Genomic DNA, 21,417 nt, shown 5'->3' with positions numbered 1-21,417 from the left:
ACCGGGCCCGGAGTCAGGCGGTGCGCGTGCGCGGGACCGGCGCCGTGAGCGGCCCGCCGACGTCGAGCCCGCGCCAGGCGAGCGCGAAGCCCACGACCGCGATCGTCGAGGTCGACACCGCGAGCAGCTGCAGCAGGGCGAACGCCGTCAGGTCCTTCGTGTCGTCCGGGTAGTACTGGATCCCCTGGACGGCGAGCGCACCGAGCACCAGGACGACGACGACCGAGCAGACGACGAGCACGCGGTTCACGCGGCTCCGCGCCGAGCGCTTCGGTGCGCGACCCACCTGGGCGCGGCCCGCGAGCCATGCGCAGGCCAGGGACGCGGAGGCGAGGGCCACGAGATCGGCTCCGAGCACATCGCTCGCCCGGTGCCAGGAGGCGGCCATGGTCAGATTGCCGACCAGCACCACCACGGCGCCGCCGATCGCGAGGACGACCGTCCTGCCCCGCGCCGGGACGACCATCGCCAGGGCGAAGACCACCGAGATCGCGGCGGCCGTGTGCCCGCTCGGGAAGCTCCCGCCGGTGTACCAGGCGTCGGTCTCGACCAGGAGGGGCCGCTCGAGCACCACGTTCTTCAGCAGCTGCGTCAGGGCGGCGGTGACCACGATCGAGCCGACGGACGCGAGCGCGAGCGCGGGGCGCCTCCTGATCAGCGCGATCGCGGCGACGAGCACTGCCCCGCCGATCATCGACACCGGAGTGACGTCGGCGAGCGCGCCTGCGGCGGTGCCGGTCGCGCGGCCGAACACGAGGTCGGCACCGCGGAGCCCCGAGTTCTCGGCCGCCTGGCCCTGCGGCGTGAGCACGGCGAGCCAGTAGACCGCTGCCACTCCCACGGCCGCGAGGACGGCGAAGGTGATCCATCGGCGGGTGATCCGGGCGCGGGTCTTCACGGGCGTTCTCCTCTCGGCGGACGGCGGGGTCGAGGGCCTGCACCGACGGCGCAGTCGGGCCGATGATGTCAGCGCAGGCTCCCCGTTTCCTCCGCACGCGCCGAACGGCACCCGATCAGCACGGCGCGCGTTCGTCGGGGCGGCGAGTGCGCAGCGGGCTCACGCGCCCGGCCGGTCCTCGCTCTCGGCGGCGCGGATCTCGAGCACGAGGTCCGGCTGGTCGGCGAACACGCCGTCGACGCCGGTCCGGAGGACGGCCCGGAACTCGTCCTGCCAGGCGCCGAAGGCCGCGGGGTCCTTGCCCCGCCGGTGCACCCGCTCGAGGAAGCGGTTCTCGGCGCGGAGCGTCCAGCAGTAGACCTGCAGACCGACAGCGTGGGCGTCGGCCACGAGCGAGTTGGTCCCGGTCGCCCGCCCGGCGCCGTCGCGCGAGAAGAGCATGCTCTTGTCCACGCTCACGCCGTCGACCGTGCCCGAGAGACCGCGCAGGCCCGCCGGAGTGACGAACTCGGCATACGGGGTCGCCCGCGAGCCGTGCGCCGCGACAAGATCGGGAGGCGTCCCCCTCGACTCGATCAGGTAGACCCTCCTCGAGCCGATCCCCCGCACCGCGAGCCGCTCGAGCACCGTCTTCTCGAAGCTCTCGATCGTCAGGCGCGGATCCCTCGGCGCCCACCCGGCCGCCGCGAGCTCCTGCTCGAGCAGCAGGTCGAGCGGGAGGCCGATCGAGTCGAAGTACTCGGCGTGCTTGATCTCGGCGACGAGACCCGGAGGCGCGCCGTCCGACTCCTCGGCGGCCCGGTCGAGCAGAGCGAGCAGCTCGCTGAAGCGCAGCATCGGGAACTGGCCGTCGAAGGTCGCGCTCGCCGGGCGGACCGCGGGGAGGCGCTCTCGGGCGCGCAGGAGCGCCAGCTCGCTCCAGGTGAAGTCCTCGGTGAACCACCCCGTCACGTCGCGGCCCTCGATGCGCTTCGTGGTCCGCCGATCGGCGAACTCGGGCCTTTGCTCGATGTCGGTGGTTCCCGAGATCTCGTTCTCGTGCCTCAGCACCAGGACTCCGTCGCGGGTCGCCACCAGATCGGGCTCGAGGGCGTCGGCCCCCAGAGCGAGTGCCAGGTCGTAGGCGGATCGGGTGTGCTCCGGCCGGTAGCCGCTCGCTCCGCGATGGCCGATGACGAGCGGAGAGGGGCGGGCTGACATGCCGCGATCCTACGGGCGGCGCCGCGCGATTCCAGGCGAGGACGGGGGTTGCTCTTGGGGAATAGACAGACTCTGAGAGCTGTTCTCAGATACTGTAGATCCACCGTCGGCAGTCCCGAGAGGGCGCCGCCGGTTCCCGTACGCACACCGACTCAGCATCGCGAGTCCTGTCGGGACCCGCACCTGAGAGAAGAGGAACCATGGCAAGCAGCAATCCGGCGTTCGGACGCCCGGAGTTCAGCAACCGCGGCTACGCCGGCCGCGTGCAGGACGTCCCGGACGTCTCGCCCGACGCGCTCGACCAGATGTACAACCGTCCGGCCGCCAGTTCGGTCGAGACCGACCGGATGACCGTCGAGGACACCCTCGCGAAGACGGCCCTCGCCTTCGTCGTGCTCCTCGCGGGTGCGGCAGTGGGCTGGTTCGTCCCCGCCCTGATGCTCCCGGCCGTCCTCGTCGCGCTCGTGCTGGGCATCGTCAACGCCTTCAAGAAGGTGCCCTCGCCCGCTCTGATCCTCGGCTACGCCGCGACCCAGGGCGTCGCGGTCGGAGCGATCTCGGGCATCTTCGAGAACGTCTACGAGGGTGCGGTCGTCCAGGCCCTCCTCGCCACCGTGATCGTGATCGGCGTCACCCTGGCGCTGTTCATGAACGGCAAGATCCGCACCTCGCCGAAGCTGAACAAGATCTTCTTCATCGGCATGATCAGCTACGCGGTGTTCTCGCTCGTCAACCTCGGCCTCGGCCTCTTCGGAGTCGGCGGCGGCTTCGGTCTTCGCACCGGCTTCATCGGCATCGTGATCGGCCTGATCGCCATCGCCCTGGCCACCTACTCGCTCGTGATGGACTTCGAGTTCATCCAGCAGGGCGTGCGCAACCGCGCCCCGCGCATCTACGGCTGGACCGGCGCCTACGGCATCCTGGTCACCGTGGTGTGGATGTACCTCGAGATCCTGCGACTCGTGGCGATCTTCCGCGAGTAGCACGGCGTGCTCCGTCCGACGGGCGCTCGACCTCCGGGTCGGGCGCCCGTCGTCGTTCGCGCGGTCGCAGTGGCCTCCCCGAGCGGCGCCCCGGCGGCGATGCGGCGGTGAAGAGCACAGGAGGGCCTGCCACGATGAACGGGTGACGACCTCCGCCCCGACCCGCATCCCCGGCCTCGATGTCGCCCGCGGCCTCGCCGTCCTCGGCATGTTCGCCGCGCACCTCGCCCCGGTCGGGAGGGAGATGCCCTGGGACGGCCGCAGCTCCGTGCTGTTCGCCGTGCTCGCCGGTGTCTCGATCGGTCTGATGACCGGAGGCGCGTCGCGCTCGTCGCACCCGCTCCGCGACACCGGGTCGATCCTCCTGCGGGGGTTGTACCTGCTCGTCATCGGAGTCGCCCTGACCCTGCTCGGCACCCCGATCGCGGTGATCCTCCCGCACTACGGAGTGATGTTCGCGGTCGCCGCCCTGCTCCTGTTCCTCCCGCGGGCGGCCCTCGCCGGGCTGGTGGTGGTCTTCGCGGTGATCGGACCCGTCGTGGTCGACCAGCTCGTCCTGTCGGGCACCGCCTGGCTGGCCCGGCTGCCTCCCGAGGAGGCCCTGCTCGCGCGGATGCCGCTGACGTGGCTCACGCAGTACTACCCGGTCCCGTCGTGGCTCGCGTACGTCGTGCTCGGCCTCCTGATCGCCCGGTGCGACATCCGCTCGAGGACGACCCAGCGCTGGCTCGTCCTCGGTGGGTTCGCCGGGGTGGTCCTCGGCTACGGCGGCGGACTCGTGCTCGGCGGCCCCGAGAGCATCGAGGCGCACTCGAGCACCACCGCCGAGCTCCTCGGCGCCGGCGGAGTCGCCGCGATCGCGATCGGCTCCCTGACCGCGCTCACGGAGCGGGTGCCGCTCCTGCGCCGGATCACCGCTCCGATCGCCGCCGTCGGAGCGATGCCGCTGACGATCTACTCCGTCCAGCTCGTCGCGCTCGCGGTCTACCTGGTGCCCTACGAGCCGTTCGACTTCGAGGCCTGGCGCAGCTGGACGCTGCTCGCCGGGTTCGTCTTCGGTTCGATCGCCTTCGCCCTCCTCTGGCGCCGCTTCGTCGGGCAGGGGCCGCTGGAGTGGCTCCTCTCGCGGGCCTCCCTGAGGCCTCGGCGGCCCGCTCCGCGAGCGGCACTGGGCTAAAGTGGCTCGATGATCACGCGACGCGAGGCCTCCCAGCGTCTCGACATCCCCGTCGAGATGGCGACGAGGCACGGTCTGCCCGCTCGCCTCTCCGAGGACGATCTGGTCGCGCTCGAGCAGGAGCCGCCGGCCTGGCTGGTGCAGTCGCGCGAGAACCGCACGGGCGGGCGCCCGGTCTGGGTGACGCTGGACTGCGTGCTCTGCGGCCGCTCCGAGGCCGCCCGGCCGAAGAAGTGGTGGCCCGAGTTCACGTTCCTCGTCTGCGAGGACCACTCCCCCGACGAGTGGCCCCACCACCCGGAGGCGCACCGCCGCGACGAGTACGACGGCATCGGCACCCGCTTCGTCGGCGTGCTGGACACCCCGGTCTAGGAGCCGTCGCCGCCCCTCGCGCGCAGGCTTCGGCCGGGTGCGCGGCCTTCCCGTCCGCACGATCCGCAGGCGCTGGTGCGATCCGCAGGCGCCGGTGCGATCCGCAGGCGATCGCCGCCTCCCACCGAGTCCCGCGCGGCAGAACGGGCGATCCGATCGCGCCCTCATCGCCAGCGGATCGCACACCACCCCGCCGGCCCAGCACCGAGGCCGACCCCTGCCGCGGAGCCCAGCGCGACACTCCTGCGCTCAACTACGAGGCGAAGGAAGAGGCCCCGCGGAGCAACGTCGACCGACGACACCCTCGCGCAGGACGCGGTCCTCCGTGCGGTCAGCTGCAAGGCGGAGGAGGGAGGCGTAGCGGAGCTACGGCGACCGACGACAACGCCGCAGATGACCGTGCGGAGGACCGCGTCACTCCCACTCGATGGTGCCCGGGGGCTTCGAAGTCACGTCGAGTACCACGCGGTTCACCCCGCTCACCTCGTTGGTGATGCGGTTGGAGATGCGGGCGAGCAGGTCGTAGGGCAGGCGCGTCCAGTCGGCGGTCATCGCGTCCTCGGAGGAGACGGGTCGCAGCACGATCGGGTGGCCGTAGGTGCGTCCGTCGCCCTGCACGCCGACCGAGCGGACGTCGGCGAGCAGCACGACCGGGCACTGCCAGATCTCGGAGTCGAGGCCGGCTGCGGTGAGCTCGGCGCGGACGATCGCGTCGGCGTCCTGGAGCAGCTCGAGCCGCTCCTGCGTGACCTCGCCCACGATGCGGATCCCGAGTCCCGGTCCGGGGAACGGCTGGCGGCCGACGATGACCTCCGGCAGGCCGAGCTCGCGTCCGATCGCGCGCACCTCGTCCTTGAACAGTGTGCGCAGCGGCTCGACGAGCGCGAACTGCAGGTCTTCGGGGAGGCCGCCGACGTTGTGGTGCGACTTGATGTTGGCGGTGCCGGTCCCGCCGCCGGACTCGACCACGTCGGGGTAGAGCGTGCCCTGGACGAGGAAGCCGATCGACTCCCCCTCTCCCTTCGCCTCGAGGACGAGCGCCTCGGCGGCGCCCTCGAAGCTGCGGATGAACTCGCGACCGATGATCTTGCGCTTCTGCTCCGGGTCGCTGACGCCGGCGAGCGCGTCGAGGAACTGCTCGCGCGCGTCGACGGTGACCAGGCGGACGCCCGTCGCGGCGACGTAGTCCTCCTCGACCTGGCGGCGCTCGCCCTTGCGGAGCAGGCCGTGGTCGACGAAGACGCAGGTCAGCTGGTCGCCGACCGCGCGGTGGACGATGGCGGCGGCGACGGCGGAGTCGACGCCTCCGGAGAGACCGCAGATGACCCGGCCCGACCCGACCTGCTCGCGGATGACCGCGACCTGGTCGTCGATCACGTTGGAGGAGTTCCAGTCCGCGGGGATGCCGGCCGCGCGGTGGAGGAAGTTCTCGATCACGGCCTGCCCGTAGGCGGTGTGCTTCACCTCGGGGTGCCACTGCACCCCGTAGAGCCGCCGCTCGTCGCTGCCGAACGCCGCGACCGGAGTGGAGGTCGTCGACGCGAGGACCTCGAAGCCCTCCGGCGCCTTGGCGACCGAGTCGCCGTGGCTCATCCACACCGTCTGGTCGGCCGGCTGGTCGCCGAGCAGGACGCCCCCGTCGGAGGAGACGGCCGCGTCGGTCGCGCCGTACTCGCGGAGCCCGGTGTTGGCGACCTCTCCGCCGAGGGTCTTGGCCATGACCTGGAAGCCGTAGCAGATGCCGAGGACGGGCACGCCGAGGTCGAAGATGGCCGGGTCGAGCTGCGGCGCCCCCTCCTCGTAGACGCTGGAAGGGCCTCCGGAGAGGATGATGCCCACCGGAGACTTGGCCGCGATCTCGGCGGCGGTCGTGTTCGAGGGCACGATCTCGGAGTAGACGTTCGCCTCGCGCACGCGCCGCGCGATCAGCTGCGCGTACTGGGCACCGAAGTCGACGACGAGGACGGGCTGGGCTGCCAGGTGCGGCTGGGCGGCCCCACGGTGCTCGGGGCCGGACTGCTGCTCGCTAATGGGGGGCCTCCACGGAGTCGGTCGGGGTCTTGGGATCGGTTCCGGCGGTGCGACGATCGAGGTACTGCTCGACCTCGCGGGCGATGCGCGTCTCGACGAAGAAGGAGAGGGTCGGCACCACGCCGCCGAGCGCGATCAGGATGAACCGCGAGAAGGGCCAGCGCATCAGGCTCCAGAGCCGGAAGTCCGAGAACAGGTAGACGACGTAGAACCAGCCGTGGGCGATCAGGATGCCGGTCGAGACGTTCGCGCCGGTCCCGCTCGACTTCCACTCGCCGCCGGGCACCTCGTACATGGGGGCGAAGTGCACGAGCCCCTGCTGGCCGAAGGCGAACAGCTCGAGGTGGAACACGTACTTCAGCAGCATCTCCGCGCAGAGCAGGAGGAGCATCACGCCGGTGATGATCGAGGTCACCCGGTAGAAGCGCAGAGCGCTCCGGATCGCAGGGAACTGCGCGGGCTTGGGCTCGAGGGGCATGACGACCAGTTTACGGTGCGCGGGACGGAGCGGCGGCGCGGGCGAGCTCCTCCGCCTCGAGCGCCTCCTCGGCTTCGCGCTCCCAGGCGTCGCGGACGAGTCGGTACCAGAGGTAGAGCGCGAACCCCGCGAACACGACCCACTCGATCGCGTAGAAGACGTTCAGCCAGTTCAGCGACGCGTCGCTCTGCCGGGCGGGCGAGTCGATCGCCTCGAGGCCGTCCACCGGCTCGTCGACGACGACGTAGCCCTGGTAGACGTCCTCGGGAGGGTCGGGCCAGCGGTTGATCAGGGCGGGGATCGAGAGCGCGGTGAGCGTCATCGGATCCACGCCCGCCTCTGGCGCCTCGGCCGCCTCGTTCGCGACGAGGCGACCCGTGACGGCGGTCGGAACCGCTTCGGCGCCCGTGTTCAGCCGGTCGGCGACGCGCTGCGCCTGCCCCTCGTCCCGGGTCCAGCCGTAGGCGACGACGAGGTCGGCGGAGGCGGCACGCGTCCGCGCGATCACCCACCAGCCCGCCTCGCCCCCGTTCAGGCGGCCGCCGAGGATCTCTGCTCCGCCGGGGACGATCACCGAGTCGACCTCCACGCGCTGCCCGTCGGCGGTGGCCGCGATCGGCCGCGAGGGGGCGGCGACGTCGTCGAGCGGCAGCACCGTCTCGGAGACGCCGCTGTCGGGTGCGGCGGCATCGACCGCGCGCCCGATCTGCCACTGACCGAGCGCGGCGAAGAGACCGGCGACGACCAGGGCGAGCACGAGGGCGCCGATCCACCGCGGTCTCCTGGCGATCTGCCAGACCGTGCTCTGCGTCATTCGTCCCTCGCTCGTGCCGAGTCCGCGCGCCGGGCGACGGACCCGAGGAAGCCTAGCCCGTGAGTGTGGGAGCTCCCGGGGATCAGTAGTCGGGCTCGCGAGGGCGCCGCGGCCGGTCGCCGTCGACCCCGTCGGACTGCTGCATTGCCTGGTCGATCAGCGCCTGCCGCATCGGATCCGGGAACTCGTCGTCGAGCTCGTCGCGCTCGATCGGGCGGGCGGGGACGGGAGTGCTGCCGGTCTGCGCGGGCGACTCCTCCGGGCCCGCACCCGACATCGCGGCCTCGACGAGCGCGAAGTCCTCGTCCGCCATCGCCTCGCGGCCGGCCGGCGCCGGTCGGCGGCGCCGTCGCGAGAGGAACTGCCCGATGCTCTCGGACCGCGACGCGAGGATCGGGCCGACGATCGCCATCACCAGGACGTAGAGACCCGCGAAGGGCTGGATCCGCTCGTCCAGCCCGGCCGAGAGCGACAGCGTCGCGAGGATCAGGGCGAACTCGCCGCGGTTGTGCAGGATGAAGGCCGCGTTGAGACCCGCCCGCGGGCCGAGCTTGTTGAGCCAGGCGACGAACTGCCCCGCTCCGAGGTTGAGCACGATGGTCATGACGGCGGCCACGAGCACCGGGACGACGACGTCCGGGAAGGCGCTCGGGTCGAGCCCGAGGCCGAAGTTGACGAAGAAGAAGGCGCCGAACACGTCGCGGAGGGGAATGGCGATCTGCTCGACCCGCGCCCGGTAGCGCGTCGCCCCGATGACCAGCCCGATGAGGAAGGCCCCGATCGCGTCGGTCACTCCGAGGATCTCGCCGATCCCGCCGAAGAGGATCGCGAGCCCGAAGAAGAGGATCGTGAACAGCTCGTCGTCGCGCGTGCGGAAGAGCCGCGAGACGAACCGCCCACCCCAGCGCGCGACGGCGAACATCACGACGAGGAACGCGAACGCGACGAGCAGCTTCAGGATCACCGGCCACGGCTCGGTCTCGCCGGACAGCACCACCGAGACGATGGCGAGGTAGACGGCGATGAAGATGTCCTCGACGACCGTGACGCCCAGGATCATCGGCGTCTCCGGGTTGGCGAGGCGCTTGAGCTCGATGAGCAGCTTGGTGACGATCGCGCTCGAACTCGTCGCGGTGATGCCCGCGATGATCAGCGCCTCCCGGCTCCCCCAGCCCAGCAGGAAGCCGAACCCCAGGCCGACCGCCATGTTGACGGCGATGTAGGAGCCTCCGGAGAGGATCAGCCTGCCCGCGTTGCCGAAGAACTCGTCCTGGTCGAACTCGAGCCCCAGGTTGAACAGCAGCAGGATCAGGCCGAAGACGGCCGTCAGCTCGATGTAGCTCGATTCGAACGCGAGCGGGAACCACTCGAAGTTCGGGCTCGCGAGCAGCCCGACCACCATGTAGATCGGGATCGCCGGGAGTCCGATCGTGCGACCCAGGCGGCCGAGCACATAGGCGATGACGAACAGGATGCCGAGGACGATGAGGTCTTCGCCGTGGTGCATCCTCAGACTCCGGGCGGCGTCTCGGGTGCCTTGGCGAAGACGCCGGAGCGGAAGAAGGCGAACGCCTTGGCGACCTTCTCGGGGCTCCCCGCGACCACGAGGGTGTCACCCGGGAACACGCGGAAGTCGGGCGCCGGTGCCGGGTTGGCCGCGTCGCCGCGCACGACGGCGACGACCGTCAGGCCGACGATGCCGCGGTCGGCCGGCTTGCCGAGCTGCTGCCCGGCGATGTGGTCGTCGTAGTCGACCGTGAACCAGTCGATCGAGAGGCCGGGGATCTGGTCGAGAGCGGTGAGCGACTCCGTGATCTGGGTGCCGCCGAGCAGCTCGGCGAGCGTGTGCGCCTCGTCGTCGCTGAGTCGGAGGGAGACCTTGGCGCCGTCCTGGTCGCCCTCGGCGAACGTGATCAGGTCGCTGTGACCCGAGCGGTGGGCGATCACGCCCACCTTCCCGCCGTCCGCGGTCAGGAACGTGTGCAGGACGCCCACTCCGGGCAGCTTGACCCTGCGGACCTCGACCATGCGTGCTCCATCCGCGCCGAACGGCGCTCCTACCTCGGGGACCCTCTCAGTTTAGGGCCGCCTCCCTGCCCCCTCGCGGCCGTTCGCCGCCAGAGAAGCAGCGAGGCGTCCCGCTGCGGTCGGACGACCTGCTCCTCCTGGACGCCCCTGCTGGCCCGCGCAGGAGTCGTCGCCGACGACGCGTCCTCGAAACGTCGAGGCCGCGCCTGCTGCTCCGGGACGCCTCGACCGTTGAAGGACGCCTCGAGTGACGCGTCAGCTGGGCTGGTACGGCGCGACGACGACCTCGACGCGCTGGAACTCCTTGAGATCGGAGTAGCCCGTCGTCGCCATCGAGCGGCGCAGCGCCCCGATGAGGTTGGCCGTGCCGTCGGCGTCGGTCGCCGGGCCGTAGAGGACCTGCTCGAGCGTGCCCACGGTGCCTACGCGCACCCGGCGGCCACGCGGGAGCTGCTGGTGGTGAGCCTCCTGGCCCCAGTGCCAGCCGCCGCCCGGCGCATCGGTCGCCCGCGCGAGCGCGGAGCCGAGCATGACGGCGTCGGCACCCACGGCGACGGCCTTCACGATGTCGCCCGACGTCCCCAGCCCGCCGTCGGCGATGACGTGCACGTAGCGGCCGCCCGACTCGTCGAGGTAGTCGCGGCGAGCGCCGGCGACATCGGCGACCGCGGTCGCCATCGGCGCCTGGATGCCGAGCGTCGCCCTGGTGGTCGACGCGGCGCCGCCGCCGAAGCCGACGAGCACGCCGGCCGCTCCCGTGCGCATGAGGTGCAGTGCGGCCGTGTAGGTCGACGCCCCTCCGACGATCACGGGGACGTCGAGCTCATAGATGAACTTCTTGAGATTCAGCGGCTCCGTGTCGCGCGAGACGTGCTCGGCCGACACGGTGGTCCCGCGGATGACGAACACGTCGACACCGGCGTCGACCACCGTCTGGTGGAGCTCAGCGGTGCGCTGCGGCGAGAGCGCCCCCGCGACCGTGACGCCGGCCGCGCGGATCTCGGCCAGGCGCGCCGTCACCAGCTCGGGCTTGATCGACTCGGAGTAGATCTCCTGCATCCGCTGCGTCGCACGCTCGGCGGGCAGCTCCCGGATCTCGGCGAGCAGCGGCTCCGGGTCCTCGTAGCGCGTCCACAGCCCCTCGAGGTCGAGGACCCCCAGTGCGCCCAACCGGCCCAGGGTGATCGCCGTCGCCGGCGACACGACCGAGTCCATCGGCGCCGCGAGGATCGGAGTCGTGAACTGGTACGCGTCGATCGCCCACTTGACCGACACCACCTCGGGGTCACGCGTCCTGCGACTCGGGACGACCGCGATGTCGTCGAAGGCGTACGCGCGGCGGGCGCGCTTGGCGCGCCCGATCTCGATCTCCATGGGGCCGAGTTTACTTGAGGCTCGCTCCTCGCTCCGCTCGTCGCTCACCCGCGGTCGGCCGACGAGGTGGTCGCGTCCCTCAGAGCGTCCACCGTCCGCGCCACGCCGCTGCGGTGCTGACCGGCCGCGCGCCTCGCTGCGCTCGTTGCACGGCCGCAGTCGGCTCCCACAGATGGTCACGTCCCGCAGAGCGTCCCCCGTCCGCGCCACGCCGATCCGCTGGAACGCGGATCACCGGTTCGGCGCTCCCCCTCGGAGCCGCTCCTCCCGAACACCGCGCGCAAGCGATGGCGCAGTCGCGGCGGGCTCCGCCCGCTCGCGCTGCCCAAGCCGGCGCAGTCGCGGCGAGGCTCCGCCTCGCTCGCGCTGCGTCGCTCGGCCTTCAGGACCTCGCTGTGCTGCCGAGAGAGGCGGCGGATCGCGATGGCGGCCCCTCCGGTGTGGTGGGCGTATGGGCCGAAGGCCCATCGGGCAGAGGGGCCGCCATCGCGATCCGCCGCCGGCCCCTCACCAGACGAGAAGCCACCATCACAACCCGCCGCCCACCCCTCCCCAGAGTCGAACCTCAGCGCCGATAGTTCGGCGCCTCCACCACCATCTGCACATCATGCGGATGCGACTCCTTCAACCCCGCCGCCGTGATCCGCACGAACCTGCCGCGCTCCTTCAGCTCCGAGATCGTCCGCGCTCCGACGTAGAACATCGACTGCCGCAGCCCGCCCGCGAGCTGGTACGCCACGTTGGCGAGCGGTCCGCGGTAGGGGACCTGTCCCTCGATGCCCTCGGCGATGAGCTTGTCGTCGGTGGGCACGTCCGACTGGAAGTAGCGGTCCTTCGAGTAGGAGGTGCGCTCGCCGCGGGTCTGCAGGGCGCCGAGGGAGCCCATGCCGCGGTAGTTCTTGAACTGCTTGCCGTTCTGGAAGACGAGGTCGCCGGGGCTCTCCTCGCATCCGGCGAGGAGGGAGCCGAGCATGACCGTGTCGGCTCCGGCGACCAGCGCCTTGGCGATGTCGCCCGAGTACTGGAGGCCTCCGTCGGCGATGACCGGGACTCCGGCCTCCCGGGCGGCGAGCGACGCCTCGTAGACGGCGGTGACCTGGGGCACGCCGACGCCGGCGACGACCCGGGTGGTGCAGATCGATCCCGGTCCGACTCCGACCTTGATGGCGTCGGCGCCGGCGTCGATGAGGGCCTGGGCGCCGGAGCGCGTGGCCACGTTCCCGCCGATGACGTCGACTCCGGCGAACGCCGGGTCGGACTTGAGGCGGCGGATGATGTCGAGGACGCCGGCCGAGTCGCCGTTGGCGGTGTCGACGACGATGACGTCGACGCCGGCCTCGAGGAGTGCCGTGGCGCGCTGCCAGGCGTCGCCGAAGAAGCCGATGGCCGCGCCGACCCGCAGGCGTCCGGACGAGTCCTTCGTGGCGTTGGGGTACTGCTCCGACTTGTCGAAGTCCTTGACGGTGATGAGCCCGGCGAGCTTGCCCTGCTCGTCGACGAGCGGCAGCTTCTCGATCTTGTGCTGCGCGAAGAGGGCGATGACCTCGCTGTCGGGGATGCCGACGCGTCCGGTGATCAGCCCCGAGCTGGTCATCACGTCGCGCACGAGAGTGGAGGCCTTCTCGAAGGGCGAGACGAAGCGCATGTCGCGGTTGGTGATGATGCCGACGAGCACGCCCGTCGAGTCCACGACGGGGAGTCCGCTGATGCGGTACTGGCCGCAGAGCTCGTCGACCTGGGCGACGGTCGCGTCGGGAGTCGTGGTGACGGGGTTCGAGACCATCCCGGATTCGCTGCGCTTCACGCGGTCGACCTGGTCGGCCTGGTCGGCGATCGAGAGGTTGCGGTGCAGGATGCCGATGCCACCCTGGCGCGCCATCGCGATCGCCATCCTCGCCTCGGTCACCGTGTCCATCGCCGCGGACAGGAGGGGCGTGGCGACGGTGATGCGCTTGGTCAGCCGGGAGGTCGTGTCGGCCTCGCTCGGGATGACGTCGGTGTGCCCGGGGAGGAGCATGACGTCGTCGTAGGTGAGTCCGAGGAATCCGAAGGGATCCGGCTGGTCCATCAATGCCCCTTAAGAGGTCGCGCGCGGGTGCCCGGGAGGAGGAGGGAGGGCATCCGGTCCCGAGTGGCCCGGATGCTCAATCTTAAGCGCCGGAGGGGGTGGACTATTCCGTGGTCGGATCGGCGCGGAGCGCAAGCCGTGCGGTTCCGGCGCGCTGGAGCGCTCTCGGGCCCGCATAATGTCGTCACGCATACGTGCCGACGGGGAAACACCGCCGACACATGCGGAACGTATGGTCAACCAACGTTGTTTGACGACGGCGATTCGGCTTGCCCGGAGACCCCATCCGTCTGTGCACCCTGACGAGAGGTAGACGTCTTGCTCACAGCCAGCCGTTCGACGCGCCGCAAGCGCGCGACGACCCTGCATCCGACGGACCGGGAGGCGCCCCGTGGATAGGACACGACCGAGGTTCGGCCCCCTCCGCGACCGGCTGCTCGCCCTGGGGCTGCTCGCCGCGACGCTGACCGGCATCGCCGCCGCAGCTCCCGCCGCCCTCGCTGCGACCGCCGCCGAGCAGTCGATCATCGCCTGGGTCCGCGTGCAGGGCACGAACGAGAACCTCGCAGGGGTGAGCGTCGCGATCGAGGGCGACGCCACGGCGACCGTGACCACCGGCGACGACGGCCGCGCCGTGTTCCCCCTCGACGAGCCGGGCACCTTCACGGTCACGGTCGACGAGGACACCCTCCCGGCCGACAAGGGCTACCCCGCTCCCGGGCAGAACCCCAAGGAGGTGACGATCGTCGCCTCCCAGAACCAGATCATGAACTTCATCGTCTCGACCGACAACGCGAAGGGCGCGGGAGCCACCGCTCCGGAGCCGTCGGACACCCCGAGCAACGCCGCGACCTCCGGGACCACCGGCAACGAGGCGACGAACCCCGACGGCACCTCGAGCGTCACGACGCCGCCCGTCTCGCCGGACACCTTCTGGATCACCTTCTGGCCCAAGGTAGTGACCGGTCTGATCTTCGGGCTCCTGATCGCCCTCGCGGCGATCGGCGCATCGCTGATCTACGGCGTGACCGGGCTGAACAACTTCGCGCACGGCGAGCTCGTGACGTTCGGCGCGCTGATGGCGTACCTCTTCTCGGGCGTCTTCGGGCTGCCGGCGCTCGTCGCGATCCCGATCGCGGTGATCCTCGGAGGAGCCTTTGGCTTCGTGCAGGACGGCCTGCTCTGGAAGCCGCTGCGGAAGAAGGGCATCCAGCTCATCCCGCTGATGATCGTGACGATCGGCCTGTCGCTCGCCCTGCGCTACGTCTACGTCTTCTTCTTCGGTGCCGACCGCCTGTCGCTGCCCAACAGCACCGCGCCGTTCTTCACGGTCGAGGCCCTCGGGATCAGCCTGAAGTTCACCGACATCGTCGGCGCGATCATCGGCATCATCTGCATCGTCGGAGTCGCCCTGGTGCTGACCAAGACGAAGATCGGCAAGGCGATGCGCGCCGTCTCCGACAACCGGGCACTGGCCTCCGCCTCCGGCATCAACGTCGAGCGCGTCATCCGCGTGGTCTGGGTGCTCTCGGGCGCCCTCGCCGCCCTCGCCGGCGTCTACATCGGCTACTACCAGTCGCTGCGCTGGGACACCGGGGCGTCGATCCTGCTGCTGATCTTCGCGGCGATCACACTCGGCGGCCTCGGCTCCGCCTACGGCGCGCTGGTCGGCTCGCTCATCATCGGACTCATGATGAACATCTCGACGATCTGGATCCCGGAGAACCTGAAGTACGTGGCTCCGCTCATCCTGATGATCATCATCCTCCTGGTCAGGCCGCAGGGAATCCTGGGCCGCAAGGAACGGATCGGCTAGGACACCATGAACTTCAACTTCATCTGGCTGGCGATCGGGCAGATCGTCGATCCCACCGTCGCCGCGTACGCCCTGGCGACGATCGGCCTGGTCATCCACTTCGGATTCACCGGCCTCCTCAACTTCGGACAGGCCGGCTTCATGGCGGTGGGCGGCTACGCCTTCGCCATCACCTCGGTCAAGTACGAGTGGCCCGTCTGGGGCTCCCTCCTCGCGACGATCGTCGCGGCGACCGTGTTCGCCCTGATCCTGGGCATCCCGACCCTGCGGTTGCGCGCCGACTACCTGTCGATCGTGACCATCGCGGCGGCCGAGATCATCAGGCTCTCCGTGAAGACCCCCGAGTTCTCCGACGTGACCGGAGGCTCGGAGGGCATCAACGGCGCAGCGCGCGCCTTCAACGACCTGAACCCGCTCCCCGAGGGGCGCTGGGGCATCGGGATCCTCACCTACAGCCAGGACCAGTGGTGGGTGCGGATCGTCGGCTGGGGCCTCGTCGGCCTCGCCTGCCTCCTGGTGTTCCTCCTGATGCGCAGCCCCTGGGGCCGCGTCATCAAGGGCATCCGCGAGGACGAGGACGCCGTGCGCTCGCTCGGCAAGAACGTCTTCTCGTACAAGATCCAGGCCCTGGTCCTCGGAGGCGTGCTGGGAGGCCTCGCAGGAGCGCTGTTCATCCTGCCCCGCTCGCTGCAGCCCGACAACTACGGCACCCAGCTCACGTTCTTCCTCTACACGATCATGCTGCTGGGAGGCGCCGCGACCGTGTTCGGGCCGGTCGCCGGCTCGATCATCTTCTGGGTGACCCTCGGCCTGACCGACGGTCTCCTCACTCTGGGGATCGACTCCGGGGTCCTCGACAACGACCTCATCCGCCTCACGACCGTGCAGACCGGACCCATCCGGTTCATCGTCGTGGGGATCGCCCTCATGCTCCTGGTGATCTTCCGACCACAGGGGATCTTCGGCAAGAAGAAGGACCTCCACTTTGCCTAAAACACCGGTCTCGGACATCACCGAGGAAGACATCGTCCCCGGGGTCAAGAAGAAGGACCCCATCGTCGTCGCCGACGGCGTGAGCCGCCGGTTCGGCGGACTCACCGCGGTCGACGTCGCGCACGTCGAGATCCCCCGCGGCTCCATCACCGCCCTGATCGGCCCCAACGGCGCCGGCAAGACCACGTTCTTCAACCTGCTGACGGGCTTCGACAAGCCCAACACGGGTCGCTGGAACTTCAAGGGCAAGAACCTCGCGAACGTCCCCGCCTACAAGGTCTCGCGGATGGGCATGGTGCGCACCTTCCAGCTCACCAAGGCGCTCGGCGGCATGACGGTCCTCGAGAACATGCTCCTCGGCGCGAAGGGTCAGAAGGGCGAGAACATCTTCACCTCGCTCATCCGCCCGCTGTGGTCGAAGGAGGAGGGAACGATCGAGGCGCGCGCGATCAGCCTGCTCGAGAAGTTCAAGCTCGACACCAAGAAGGACGACTACGCGTCGAGCCTCTCGGGTGGCCAGAAGAAGCTCCTCGAGATGGCCCGCGCGCTGATGTCGGACCCCGAGCTGGTGATGCTCGACGAGCCGATGGCCGGGGTCAACCCCGCCCTGACGCAGTCGCTGCTCGGCCACATCGTCAACCTGAAGGACGAGGGCATGACCGTGCTCTTCGTCGAGCACGACATGCACATGGTCAACACCATCGCCGACTGGGTGATCGTGATGGCCGAGGGCAAGGTCGTGGCCGAGGGGCCCCCCTCCACGGTCATGAACGACCAGGCGGTCATCGACGCCTACCTGGGCGCCCACCACGACACCGACCTCGGAACGGTCGAGGGCCAGCTCGAGATCGCCGAGGAGATGGAGTCGGACCTCGTGCGCGAGGGCATCGAGCGGGAGGCGCAGGAGGCGGGGATCGCCGCGCCGGGGCATCCCGCTCCGACCGGCTCGCACGCCGCCATGCCGGCGCCTCCTGCAGAGGCCGCACCGACGAGCATCGCTCCCACGACAGACGTGCCCGCCGTCGAATTCGAGAAGGACGAGAAATGACCCCGGACGCGACGACGCCGAACACGCTCGAGACGCACGACCTCCACGCGGGGTACGTGCCGGGGGTCAACATCCTGAACGGCTCGAACGTCTACGTGAAGCGGGGCGAGCTCGTCGGCATCATCGGGCCCAACGGCGCGGGGAAGTCGACCCTGCTGAAGGCGATGTTCGGGCTCGTGAACATCCGCCAGGGCACGGTCATCCTGAACGGCGAGGACATCACAGGGCAGAAGGCCGACAAGCTCGTGTCGAAGGGCGTCGGCTTCGTCCCGCAGAACAACAACGTCTTCCCGTCGCTCACCATCGAGGAGAACCTCGAGATGGGCGTGTACCAGAAGCCGAAGACGTACCGCGAGCGGCTCGAGTTCGTGACGGAGCTGTTCCCGGAGCTGTCCAAGCGCCTCAAGCAGCGCTCGGGCTCGCTCTCGGGAGGCGAGCGCCAGATGGTCGCGATGTCGCGCGCCCTGATGATGGATCCGTCGATGCTCCTGCTCGACGAGCCGAGCGCCGGCCTCTCGCCGATGCGCCAGGACGAGACCTTCGTCAACGTCCAGCGGATCAACCGGGCGGGAGTCTCGATCATGATCGTCGAGCAGAACGCCCGCCGGGCGCTGCAGATCTGCGACCGCGGCTACGTGCTCGACCAGGGCCGCGACGCCTACGAGGGCGCGGGTCGCGAGCTGATGAACGATCCCAAGGTGATCGAGCTCTACCTGGGCACGCTCGCGACGACCAACGAGGTCACCACGAGCACCCCCACCGTCGGCGGCTGAGTCCGCCGGACGTTCCAGGGGCCCGTCGTCCGCCTCCCGGCGGCGGCGGGCCCCTCTGCTCCGAGGGAGGGGCCGGATGCGCCGACGCCTCGCCGCGGTCGCCCTCGCCGTGCTCGCGACGACCCTCACCGGATGCGCCCCCGAGCTCGCGACGCAACTGCCGGCCGGGGTGAGCGTGAGCATCCGCCAGAACCGCGACGACTACGGTCCCCGGCGGATCGAGGTGCTCGTCGACAACGCCGCCGCGACTCCACTGGACCTCTGGGAGGTCCGTCTCGACTCGCCCGCGTTCGCGGAGCCGTCCTGGACGAGCGAGCCGGTGACGATCCGCCCCGGGACCACGACCGCCCTGCGGCTCCAACTCGCAGGTGCGGACTGCGGTGCCGCCGATCCCGGAGCCGCGGTGCGACTCGCGTTCACCCGGGGCGACGTCTCGGGCACCGCGACGGTGACGCCGGACGACCCGTTCGACAGCATCGACCGGATCCACGGCGAGGACTGCCTGGCGGAGGCCGTGGCGGGAGTCGTCGAGATCGCACCGGCCGACGCGATCAGCGTGGTCGACGAGGACGGGACGGCCGTCGCGCACCTCCGCGTCGTCGTCACCCCGACCGGCGCCCCGGGTGCGGTGACGATCGACGGCATCGCCCGGACGATCCTGCTCCGTCCGGCGTCGGGAGCCGGCACGTGGCCGGTCGGCGTGCGTCTGGACTCCGGGTCGCCTCCGCTGACCCTCGACCTGCCCATCGTCCCGAACAACTGCAACACCCACACGGTCTCGGAGGACAAGCGCGGCACCTTCCTGCCGATCGCGGTGGCCGTCGAGGGCGGCGCCACGGGAGTCGTGTCGATCGGTGTCGACGACGGCGTGCGCGGCGCACTCTACGACTACATCGCCTCCGACTACTGCGGCTGGGAGTAGGCGCATCGGGTCGACACCCGAAATTCTCTCCCCGCCAGCGCCCCTCGGCGAGGGGACGGCCGAACGGGGGGCGTGCCGTAATTTTGGTGACAGGGGACGTCGGTCCCGGCACGGACTTCGGACCCGTTCCTCCTGATCGGAGGCGAGATCCGATCCCTGGCCGGCGCGGAACGCCCCTCGGCGGGCGCTCAGCGCCCAGTGCCGTCCGCCTTTCGAAGGAGCCGACATGAAGAGCTACACCCCCGCACCCGTCGCCCTCGGGGCGAACTTCGGAACCGGTGCGATCGGCGACTACGAGCGCTGGAGCGTCGTCGGCGTGTACGCGCAGGTCGTGATCGCCGAGACCACCGGCGGGAAGCGCCGCAACTACAGCCGCTCGTTCGTCACCTACCGCCTCGCCCAGGAGGCGGAGCTGATGCGCGCCTCCTAGGCCCGCGCCCCTCACCTTGCGAGCGCGCGTCCCCTCAGGCGGACGCGCGCTCGATCAGTTCTGTGGGCAGGATGATCGCGGCCGGCTTCTCCCCCGCGATGCTCTGCAGGAGCAGCCTGACCATCTCGGCGCTGATGCGGTCGAACGGCTGGCGCATCGTCGTCAGCTGCGGGTCGGTCGAGAGCGCGACGCTCGAGTCGTCGAAGCCGCCGACCGCGACGTCCTCCGGCACCCGGCGACCGGAGCGACACAGCGCATCGATCGCCCCGGCGGCCATCCGGTCGTTCGCCGCGAACACCGCGTCCAGGTCGGGGCGGCCCTCGAGCAGAGCGGTCATGGCCGCGTCGCCGCTCGCCCGGCTGTAGTCGCCGTAGCGCACCAGCGTCGGATCGAAGTCGTCGCCGAGCTCGCGCCGGTAGCCGGCGAGCCGCGTGATCCCGCCCGGGGTGTCGGGCGGGCCCGCGATGGTCGCGATCCGGCTGCGTCCTTTCGAGCGGAGGAAGGCGACCATCTCGTGGGCCCCCTCCTCGTCGTCCGCGGCCACGTAGCCCATCCGCTTCTCGTACCCCAGCGGGATCCCGCAGGCGATCGCGGGCACCGCGAGGTCCTGGATCTCGCGCAGCAGACCCTGGCCCCCGTGCGCCGAGACGAGCAGCACGCCGTCGACGTGACCCGCGCCGAGATAGGCCAGGGCGCGCTTCTGCTCCGCAGTGCTGCCGGCCATGATCAGCACGAGCGAGACGGCCCGCTCGGCGAGCGCCGCCGCCGCACCGGTGAGCAGCGTCGAGAAGTTCGGATCCTCGAACAGCAGCTGGTGCTCCTCGGTCAGGAGGAAGGCGACGGAGTCGGTGCGGTTCGTCGCGAGGCTGCGCGCGTGGGGGTTCACGCGGTAGCCCGTCTTCTTGATGGCGGCCTCGACGGCGAGCTTCGCGTCGGGGCTCACCCACTTGCCTCCGTTGAGCACCCGGGAGACCGTGCCGCGCGAGACGCCCGCCTCCGATGCGACGTGCTCGATCGTCGGTCGCTGGCGGCCGGAGGCGGTGGTCACCCGGCCAGCTTAGGGCGCGATCGCGCGGCCCGGAGGAGGCCTGCGGGCGTCACGCCTTCACCGCGCCGGCGGCGAGGTCGACCTTCCAGAACCGCTGCAGCACCAGGAAGATGGCGACGAGCGGGATCACCGAGAGCAGCGCCCCGGTGATGACGAGGGTGTAGAGCGACGGTGCCGACGCCCCCTGGTTGAGGAGTCCGTTCAGTCCCACCGTCAGCGGGAACAGCTGGTCGTTGCCGAGCATGATGTACGGCAGCATGAAGTTGTTCCAGATCGCCACGAACTGGAACAGGAAGATCGTGACCAGGCCGGGCAGGAGCATCGGCGTGGCGATGCGCGTGAAGATGTACATCTCTCCTGCGCCCTCGGTGCGGGCCGCCTCGATCACGTCGGTCGGCACCGCCGCCGCGGAGTAGATCCGGGCGAGGTAGATGCCGTAGGGGCTGATGATCTGCGGCAGGAGCACACCCCAGAAGGTGTTCGTGAGGCCCACGTTGGCGAGCAGGAAGTACTGCGGGATCGCGAGGATCACGCCCGGCACGAGCACGCCCATCAGGAGCACGTTGAAGACGACCTTCTTGCCCGGGAACTCGAACTTCGCGAGCACGTAGCCCGAGAGCGCCGAGATCCAGGTGGAGGCGATCGCGCCGAGCCCCGCATAGAGCGCGGTGTTCAGCATCCAGCGCCAGAAGAGCCCGTCGCGGTAGGAGCTCAGAGCGACGATGTTGTCGATCAGGTGCGAGCTCGGCGCGAGCGTGAAGGTCGAGAAGAGCTCGCCGCCGTCCTTCGTGGACGCCATCAGCACCCAGAAGACGGGGAAGAGGCAGTAGATCGCCCCGACGAGGAGGATCCCGGTCGAGATCGCGCTCGGCCTCTCCCGACCGAAGACCGGGGAGCGGCGGGAGCGCGGCGAGCGCGACGACGGTGCGTCGGTGAGCGGGCGTGATGCGACGGTGGTCATGGA

Annotated in this window: 20 protein-coding genes; 9 read left to right on the top strand and 11 right to left on the bottom strand. The window is 70.4% G+C overall.

The window, feature by feature from the left end; all coding sequences use genetic code 11:
* Window positions 1-13: 13 nt before the first annotated feature.
* Both B9Y99_RS02915 and B9Y99_RS02910 read right to left on the bottom strand, forming a co-directional pair.
* Window positions 14-898 carry a phosphatase PAP2 family protein gene (locus B9Y99_RS02915; RefSeq protein WP_085475083.1) on the bottom strand — a complete coding sequence of 295 codons (885 nt, stop codon included), beginning with the start codon at window positions 896-898 and terminating at the stop codon, window positions 14-16.
* Window positions 899-1,057: 159 nt separating this feature from the next.
* Window positions 1,058-2,098, bottom strand: coding sequence for a glycerophosphodiester phosphodiesterase family protein (locus B9Y99_RS02910; RefSeq protein WP_085475082.1), 1,041 nt, complete (start codon window positions 2,096-2,098; stop codon window positions 1,058-1,060).
* Window positions 2,099-2,298: 200 nt separating this feature from the next.
* On the opposite strand from B9Y99_RS02910, the gene B9Y99_RS02905 reads away from it, so the two are divergent.
* The 3 genes from B9Y99_RS02905 to B9Y99_RS02895 all read left to right on the top strand — a co-directional run bounded on the left by B9Y99_RS02905 (window position 2,299) and on the right by B9Y99_RS02895 (window position 4,630).
* Complete coding sequence (locus B9Y99_RS02905) at window positions 2,299-3,081, top strand: Bax inhibitor-1/YccA family protein (protein ID WP_085475081.1); 783 nt, start codon at window positions 2,299-2,301, stop codon at window positions 3,079-3,081.
* A 142-nt stretch (window positions 3,082-3,223) separates the two neighbouring features.
* Window positions 3,224-4,258 (top strand): DUF418 domain-containing protein, encoded by a 1,035-nt coding sequence (locus B9Y99_RS02900; RefSeq protein ID WP_085475080.1) that lies wholly within the window; start codon window positions 3,224-3,226, stop codon window positions 4,256-4,258.
* A gap of 9 nt (window positions 4,259-4,267) precedes the next feature.
* Window positions 4,268-4,630: a hypothetical protein gene (locus B9Y99_RS02895; protein ID WP_085475079.1), complete on the top strand. Its 363-nt coding sequence runs from the start codon at window positions 4,268-4,270 to the stop codon at window positions 4,628-4,630.
* Between the two features lie 414 nt (window positions 4,631-5,044).
* Here B9Y99_RS02895 and guaA read toward each other — a convergent pair whose 3' ends face one another.
* The 7 genes from guaA to guaB form a co-directional block, all read right to left on the bottom strand.
* On the bottom strand, window positions 5,045-6,610 hold the full coding sequence (gene guaA / locus B9Y99_RS02890) for a glutamine-hydrolyzing GMP synthase (protein WP_085475078.1): 1,566 nt from the start codon (window positions 6,608-6,610) through the stop codon (window positions 5,045-5,047).
* A gap of 46 nt (window positions 6,611-6,656) precedes the next feature.
* Window positions 6,657-7,139: a DUF3817 domain-containing protein gene (locus B9Y99_RS02885; RefSeq protein ID WP_085475077.1), complete on the bottom strand. Its 483-nt coding sequence runs from the start codon at window positions 7,137-7,139 to the stop codon at window positions 6,657-6,659.
* Window positions 7,140-7,149: 10 nt separating this feature from the next.
* Window positions 7,150-7,953 carry an SURF1 family protein gene (locus B9Y99_RS02880; RefSeq protein WP_085475076.1) on the bottom strand — a complete coding sequence of 268 codons (804 nt, stop codon included), beginning with the start codon at window positions 7,951-7,953 and terminating at the stop codon, window positions 7,150-7,152.
* An 82-nt stretch (window positions 7,954-8,035) separates the two neighbouring features.
* Window positions 8,036-9,460: a cation:proton antiporter gene (locus B9Y99_RS02875; RefSeq protein ID WP_085475075.1), complete on the bottom strand. Its 1,425-nt coding sequence runs from the start codon at window positions 9,458-9,460 to the stop codon at window positions 8,036-8,038.
* A gap of 2 nt (window positions 9,461-9,462) precedes the next feature.
* Entirely contained in the window at window positions 9,463-9,981 is a 519-nt protein-coding gene (locus tag B9Y99_RS02870) for a cation:proton antiporter regulatory subunit (RefSeq protein WP_085475074.1), read from the bottom strand.
* A gap of 255 nt (window positions 9,982-10,236) precedes the next feature.
* Window positions 10,237-11,355, bottom strand: a complete 1,119-nt coding sequence (locus B9Y99_RS02865) for a GuaB3 family IMP dehydrogenase-related protein (RefSeq protein ID WP_085475073.1) — start codon at window positions 11,353-11,355, stop codon at window positions 10,237-10,239.
* A 565-nt stretch (window positions 11,356-11,920) separates the two neighbouring features.
* Window positions 11,921-13,423, bottom strand: coding sequence for an IMP dehydrogenase (gene guaB, locus B9Y99_RS02860; protein WP_085475072.1), 1,503 nt, complete (start codon window positions 13,421-13,423; stop codon window positions 11,921-11,923).
* Between the two features lie 391 nt (window positions 13,424-13,814).
* Between guaB and B9Y99_RS02855 the strand changes: the two genes are divergently transcribed.
* From B9Y99_RS02855 to B9Y99_RS02830, 6 genes are all read left to right on the top strand, one after another.
* Entirely contained in the window at window positions 13,815-15,239 is a 1,425-nt protein-coding gene (locus tag B9Y99_RS02855; protein ID WP_244274749.1) for a branched-chain amino acid ABC transporter permease, read from the top strand.
* A gap of 6 nt (window positions 15,240-15,245) precedes the next feature.
* The gene (locus B9Y99_RS02850) at window positions 15,246-16,232 is read left to right on the top strand and encodes a branched-chain amino acid ABC transporter permease (protein ID WP_085475071.1); all 987 of its coding nucleotides are present in this window, start codon (window positions 15,246-15,248) and stop codon (window positions 16,230-16,232) included.
* A complete protein-coding gene (locus tag B9Y99_RS02845) occupies window positions 16,225-17,280 on the top strand; it encodes an ABC transporter ATP-binding protein (RefSeq protein WP_085475070.1) in 1,056 nt (351 codons plus the stop codon). Before B9Y99_RS02850 ends, B9Y99_RS02845 begins: the two co-directional genes overlap by 8 nt.
* Complete coding sequence (locus B9Y99_RS02840; protein ID WP_085475069.1) at window positions 17,277-18,053, top strand: ABC transporter ATP-binding protein; 777 nt, start codon at window positions 17,277-17,279, stop codon at window positions 18,051-18,053. The genes B9Y99_RS02845 and B9Y99_RS02840 overlap by 4 nt, the downstream gene beginning before the upstream one ends.
* 76 nt (window positions 18,054-18,129) lie before the next feature.
* Window positions 18,130-18,975, top strand: coding sequence for a hypothetical protein (locus B9Y99_RS02835; protein ID WP_085475068.1), 846 nt, complete (start codon window positions 18,130-18,132; stop codon window positions 18,973-18,975).
* A gap of 226 nt (window positions 18,976-19,201) precedes the next feature.
* The gene (locus B9Y99_RS02830; RefSeq protein WP_085475067.1) at window positions 19,202-19,405 is read left to right on the top strand and encodes a hypothetical protein; all 204 of its coding nucleotides are present in this window, start codon (window positions 19,202-19,204) and stop codon (window positions 19,403-19,405) included.
* A gap of 34 nt (window positions 19,406-19,439) precedes the next feature.
* Here the strand turns inward: B9Y99_RS02830 and B9Y99_RS02825 are convergent, their stop codons facing one another.
* Together B9Y99_RS02825 and B9Y99_RS02820 are read right to left on the bottom strand one after the other, a co-directional pair.
* Complete coding sequence (locus B9Y99_RS02825; protein WP_085475066.1) at window positions 19,440-20,453, bottom strand: LacI family DNA-binding transcriptional regulator; 1,014 nt, start codon at window positions 20,451-20,453, stop codon at window positions 19,440-19,442.
* 49 nt (window positions 20,454-20,502) lie between these two features.
* Window positions 20,503-21,414, bottom strand: coding sequence for a carbohydrate ABC transporter permease (locus B9Y99_RS02820; RefSeq protein WP_085475065.1), 912 nt, complete (start codon window positions 21,412-21,414; stop codon window positions 20,503-20,505).
* Window positions 21,415-21,417 lie beyond the last annotated feature (3 nt).

This window comes from Rathayibacter oskolensis, assembly GCF_900177245.1.
GTDB lineage: Bacteria > Actinomycetota > Actinomycetes > Actinomycetales > Microbacteriaceae > Rathayibacter > Rathayibacter oskolensis.
The sequence above is the reverse complement of the archived record's forward strand: the minus strand, read 5'-3'. Positions and strand labels throughout refer to the sequence as shown.

Bases quoted from the DNA above. Each gene is read 5' to 3' on its own strand.
- B9Y99_RS02910 (WP_085475082.1), bottom strand. From the start codon at position 2,098: ATGTCAGCCCGCCCCTCTCCGCTCGTCATCGGCCATCGCGGAGCGAGC.
- B9Y99_RS02905 (WP_085475081.1), top strand. From the start codon at position 2,299: ATGGCAAGCAGCAATCCGGCGTTCGGACGCCCGGAGTTCAGCAACCGC.
- B9Y99_RS02895 (WP_085475079.1), top strand. From the start codon at position 4,268: ATGATCACGCGACGCGAGGCCTCCCAGCGTCTCGACATCCCCGTCGAG.
- B9Y99_RS02885 (WP_085475077.1), bottom strand. From the start codon at position 7,139: ATGCCCCTCGAGCCCAAGCCCGCGCAGTTCCCTGCGATCCGGAGCGCT.
- B9Y99_RS02880 (WP_085475076.1), bottom strand. From the start codon at position 7,953: ATGACGCAGAGCACGGTCTGGCAGATCGCCAGGAGACCGCGGTGGATC.
- B9Y99_RS02875 (WP_085475075.1), bottom strand. From the start codon at position 9,460: ATGCACCACGGCGAAGACCTCATCGTCCTCGGCATCCTGTTCGTCATC.
- B9Y99_RS02870 (WP_085475074.1), bottom strand. From the start codon at position 9,981: ATGGTCGAGGTCCGCAGGGTCAAGCTGCCCGGAGTGGGCGTCCTGCAC.
- B9Y99_RS02865 (WP_085475073.1), bottom strand. From the start codon at position 11,355: ATGGAGATCGAGATCGGGCGCGCCAAGCGCGCCCGCCGCGCGTACGCC.
- guaB (WP_085475072.1), bottom strand. From the start codon at position 13,423: ATGGACCAGCCGGATCCCTTCGGATTCCTCGGACTCACCTACGACGAC.
- B9Y99_RS02850 (WP_085475071.1), top strand. From the start codon at position 15,246: ATGAACTTCAACTTCATCTGGCTGGCGATCGGGCAGATCGTCGATCCC.
- B9Y99_RS02840 (WP_085475069.1), top strand. From the start codon at position 17,277: ATGACCCCGGACGCGACGACGCCGAACACGCTCGAGACGCACGACCTC.
- B9Y99_RS02835 (WP_085475068.1), top strand. From the start codon at position 18,130: ATGCGCCGACGCCTCGCCGCGGTCGCCCTCGCCGTGCTCGCGACGACC.
- B9Y99_RS02830 (WP_085475067.1), top strand. From the start codon at position 19,202: ATGAAGAGCTACACCCCCGCACCCGTCGCCCTCGGGGCGAACTTCGGA.
- B9Y99_RS02820 (WP_085475065.1), bottom strand. From the start codon at position 21,414: ATGACCACCGTCGCATCACGCCCGCTCACCGACGCACCGTCGTCGCGC.